General features: G+C 66.8%; 6 protein-coding genes. 1 reads left to right on the top strand and 5 read right to left on the bottom strand.

Annotated elements, in window-relative coordinates; genetic code table 11:
* Nucleotides 1–175 precede the first annotated feature (175 nt).
* From VM221_13005 to VM221_12985, 5 genes are all read right to left on the bottom strand, one after another.
* Complete coding sequence (locus VM221_13005) at nucleotides 176–445, bottom strand: hypothetical protein (GenBank protein ID HUT75740.1); 270 nt, start codon at nucleotides 443–445, stop codon at nucleotides 176–178.
* Nucleotides 446–539: 94 nt separating this feature from the next.
* On the bottom strand, nucleotides 540–845 hold the full coding sequence (locus VM221_13000; GenBank protein ID HUT75739.1) for a hypothetical protein: 306 nt from the start codon (nucleotides 843–845) through the stop codon (nucleotides 540–542).
* A 313-nt stretch (nucleotides 846–1,158) separates the two neighbouring features.
* Nucleotides 1,159–2,469, bottom strand: a complete 1,311-nt coding sequence (locus VM221_12995) for a sialidase family protein (GenBank protein HUT75738.1) — start codon at nucleotides 2,467–2,469, stop codon at nucleotides 1,159–1,161.
* A gap of 11 nt (nucleotides 2,470–2,480) precedes the next feature.
* The gene (locus tag VM221_12990; GenBank protein HUT75737.1) at nucleotides 2,481–2,810 is read right to left on the bottom strand and encodes a hypothetical protein; all 330 of its coding nucleotides are present in this window, start codon (nucleotides 2,808–2,810) and stop codon (nucleotides 2,481–2,483) included.
* Nucleotides 2,800–3,123, bottom strand: coding sequence for a hypothetical protein (locus VM221_12985; GenBank protein HUT75736.1), 324 nt, complete (start codon nucleotides 3,121–3,123; stop codon nucleotides 2,800–2,802). Before VM221_12985 ends, VM221_12990 begins: the two co-directional genes overlap by 11 nt.
* Nucleotides 3,124–3,687: 564 nt before the next feature.
* On the opposite strand from VM221_12985, the gene VM221_12980 reads away from it, so the two are divergent.
* Nucleotides 3,688–3,917 (top strand): hypothetical protein (locus VM221_12980; GenBank protein HUT75735.1); only part of this gene is annotated, 230 nt, incomplete at its 3' end.

Below are 3,917 nucleotides of genomic sequence, written 5' to 3'. Positions count from 1 at the left end.
CCGCACTCGTACAGCCAGTAGTGGAGCCGCATGCACTTGCGGGCGCACCGCAGGCGCGAGTGGGTGAGGCGCGGATCGCGGACCTCTTCCTCTTCCAGGGTCTTCTGCATGCTCGGCGCGAATGCCGCCGTCACACAGTCGGCCACCTCGTTGCCGTAGTCATCGCGCTGGCCGCTCATGCTTCGACCTCCTCGTCCTCCGGCTCCCGATCCTTCAGTGGGAGCCGTGTCTGGCCGCTGCGTAGCTCGTCGACGTAGGCCATCATGTCGTCGATGGCCTGGTCGTAATCCTGCCGCGCCTCTTTGGCCTTGAGCCTTGCGGCATCCAGCGCGCGCCCGGCGCCGGCGACCTCAGACCGGTGCTCGTAGAGGATCGTGATCTGCTCAGAAGTCATCTTCCTGTTGCTGACTGCATCTCCGTCCATCTCGATGACCTTCTTCGCCATGGCATCCTCCAGTGGGTTTCCCGGGCGGGGCGGACAGTCCCCGCCCGGGCGGTTCGGCCCTGCCGGTCAGCGCGGCCGGCGCAGGCCGTCGGCTCTACTCGTACAGGTCAGGCCCGCGGCCTGCGGCAGCGCACTCATGCGCACGCAGGGCTGCCCGCTGCTCCTGGGCAGATGCGCCCTCGGGCATGTCGTCCGGATGCAACGGCGGCAGAAGCTCCAGCGTGACCTGGGCCGATGCGCGGAAGTACTCCCGCCGGCTGGCATCGATGAAGCTCAGCGCCAGCCGTTCCGCCTCCTCTCGCGTGTGCGCCTGGAGTTGAACGACTGCCTCCAGCCGGATGACATACGGCCGCAGCGGCATGTCCACGCCCGCTCTGCTGACTCCGGCTCTCGTCGTCATACTGTGCCTCCGTTCACCTGGACAGATCCGCGTCCGCTCGCCTGGCAGTTCTGCGGGAACGCCATGTCGCCGTCATTCGCTCGCCTCATCGGATGGTCCCCTCTCTTTCCAGACTCTCAAGGCGCGCCCACCGCGCGGGCTCGCTGTCTTGCGTCGGTGGACCGCCGCGCAGTCTGCATTCAGCCAGCGAACGCGCTGCCGCGTACTGTGGGATCGAATACATGATGCTGGGCGCCTCCTCCCGCCGCTTGCACATCCAGGCGGCTACGTCGGCGCAGGCGGTCTGCATGTCGTCCTCCCTGTCCATTCGTGGTCATTCCGCGAGGCCGTAGAACCACCCGATCGGCACACGCCGCACGCACATCTCCGGCAGGCCCGAGGGGTCTTCCGAGCAGCCGTACGCCAGCAACACGGCGTCCCCGACCACGTGGATCGCCGGGTAGCTGTAGGCGCGCGTTACGTCCGACTCGATGAGCTGCGCCGAATGCCACGTGCGCGCCCCGTCGCTGGAGAGCGCGCACGTCAGGGGTGTGCGCCGGCTCGCCAGGTCCGGCAGAGGCAGACCCCACCGGCGGTCGCGGTCATTCCAGACGGCCAGCAGATCGCCCGTCGGCAGTGTCGCCACAGCCATCGGACTGATCGGGCTGCGCAGGTGCGTAGGAGCGGGCAAGGACCAGCGCTCCCCGCCATCCTCGCTGCGCATCTGCCACTGCCGCCCGGTGCTGGTCCGCGCCCAGGACCAGATACTCCCGTCTGCCAACTCGACCACGCCCGGCTCATGTGCGCCCGATACCGATGCGCGGGGAAGCGTCCACCAGTCCGCCGCCTCCCGCCAGGTCTGCCCGGCATCGTCGGAGAGGAAGAACATCCAGATGCCGCGCAGGTCGAAAGCGGCCGGATCGCTGAGGTCGTCCAGGCGCGTGCGATGGTAGGCGGCAGGCACCATCAGGCGGCCGCCAGCCAACCGGACGGCACGCTGATTGGCAATCACGAAGTAGCCCGGCGCGGGCATGCACAGCACGGGCTCGCCCCAGCTCTCGCCCTCGTCCGCGCTTGTGCGCATCCACAGCCGACAGTCCGCCAGCGACTGCATCCGGTGATACCACAGCCCGATCCGGCCGTCGTCGAGCCGCAACAGCGACGGCCCCCCGACGTTGCAGGCGGCATCGTTCGCCACGAGCAGCCGGTCCTGCGCCGCCCACGTGCGCCCGCCGTCCTCGCTGATCCGCCCCGTGACGACCGCCGGCGACATGTCGTCCCAGTCCTCGCCCGTGTGGTGCTGGTAGGCCAGAAGCACGCGCCCGCCTGCGAGCGTCACGAAGGCGCCCATGCAGTTGCGGGGGTTGCCCGGCCCGTGCGGGAGGTGCAGCGTGACCTCACCGGCGGGCGGAGTCTGAAAGATCTGCGTCGACTGCGCTGCCTTCAGCAGAAGAATCGAAGGGGGCGGCGGGGTTGCCGGCTCAAGATGGGGCCCCATCCTGTAGCGATCGGCTCCAGCGTCACCCCCCGTTGTGTACAGAATGATCACCGCGAATACTGCCAGCACGCTCAGTCCCAGCCCCATCAGTAGCCACATGGGGATTGCCGTCATCAGCCGCAGTATTCTGGATTCTAGCTTCGTCATTGCGTGCTCCTTTACTCGCCGCCCATGGTCTTGGCGGCGAAGGCCGCCATTACGTCGAGGCGCAGCGTGTAGCGGTAGACGCGCCGGCCTTGCCTGTTGCGGCCCTCATCGGCCGTGTGGATGGGGTCGCCGTCCCGCTCAGTCACGAAGCCGAGAGCGGCGAGCCAGCAGCGGGCGGCATGGATATCGGTCGAGACGGCGACCGCGTCGATCTCGCGCGCGAGCTCCATGCTGGTGGCGGAGCCGCCCACCCGAATGAGGCCGGCGATGACGCGGCGGGCGGCGCGCGAGGACCAGTGCGTGCGCTTGTGGTCGACGAGTGCGTGGGTGTCAGTCGCCATCCGGCACCTCCCGGGCCTCGACCATGAGCTCCGGCGGGCAGATGGGCGTCTCGCAGTTGGAGGCGCGGATCAGCATCTTGTCGACGGACGACTCCAGGTACTTCCAGCTGTTGCGCACCTTGACGCGCTTCAGGCCCCACTCGGCGAGGAGGTATGGCAGCATCTCGTAGAAGCGGGCGCGGCTGATGCCGAGCCGTTCGGCGGTCTGCTCGGGGCTGAGCACCTGCTGGCCGGGTCGCACGTCCCAGAGGGTGCGGTCGGGCAGGCGCGGCGGTTGACGACGCTTCTTCGACTTGTCCGTGGTGGGGCTCATACGGTGTCTCCGGTTAGCCCCGCGTGTGCCGTGCTATGTCAGACAAGGCTTGCGGGGACGACACTTGTGTGGTAAAATGGGATACGCAAAGGAAGCGAGCCCAGCGGGACACCTCTTTGGCCGGAGAGTCCGCCGAGCTCGCTCGCATCGGGAGGCCGATTATGATCCCCCGTCTGCTGTCTTGTGGTGTCAGACACATGGCCATGTCTCCTCTCCGGCCCTGGAGTTACAGAGTGCATCTTATAGCATTGCTTGTGCGATGGCAAGTCATACTTGTAGAGGAGCGTCCTCTTACGGTGCGCCGTTATGATGCAAGGAACACCAGGACAACGACTTAGAGAAATTCGACAACGGCTGCGGATTTCGCAGGCGACCCTCGGGAGAATCTTCGGGAAGACCGGCGCATATGTGTCCCTGATTGAACATGACCGGCATCCAGTGCCCCAGGAACTGTGCACCTATCTCGCACAACAGCATGGGCTTAGCATCAACTGGTTGTTGACGGGCGCAGGTGTGCGGTACATTCCAAAAGCTGGGAGCCCAGCTGAAACGCAGGGGGCATACGTGGCGGCACCGACGGCGGTTCTGCTCGCGGAACTGGACCGCCGGATCGAGGTCGCGCAGAGGCAACAGGACGATCCGGTGATCTTTACCGATGACCTGGACGCCTTCGAGCAGACCGAGGGCGCCCATCGCTTCCGGGCTGTCCCTTTCCTGGCCGGACGGGCGGCGGCGGGATCGGGGCTCGTCGTGGACGAGGACGAGGTGCAGGGCTACGTTGTAGTCCACGAGCA

It is taken from the genome of Armatimonadota bacterium, assembly GCA_035527535.1.
Classification (GTDB): Bacteria; Armatimonadota; Hebobacteria.
The sequence above is the reverse complement of the archived record's forward strand: the minus strand, read 5'-3'. Positions and strand labels throughout refer to the sequence as shown.

Bases quoted from the DNA above. Each gene is read 5' to 3' on its own strand.
- VM221_13005 (HUT75740.1), bottom strand. From the start codon at position 445: ATGGCGAAGAAGGTCATCGAGATGGACGGAGATGCAGTCAGCAACAGG.
- VM221_13000 (HUT75739.1), bottom strand. From the start codon at position 845: ATGACGACGAGAGCCGGAGTCAGCAGAGCGGGCGTGGACATGCCGCTG.
- VM221_12995 (HUT75738.1), bottom strand. From the start codon at position 2,469: ATGACGAAGCTAGAATCCAGAATACTGCGGCTGATGACGGCAATCCCC.
- VM221_12990 (HUT75737.1), bottom strand. From the start codon at position 2,810: ATGGCGACTGACACCCACGCACTCGTCGACCACAAGCGCACGCACTGG.
- VM221_12985 (HUT75736.1), bottom strand. From the start codon at position 3,123: ATGAGCCCCACCACGGACAAGTCGAAGAAGCGTCGTCAACCGCCGCGC.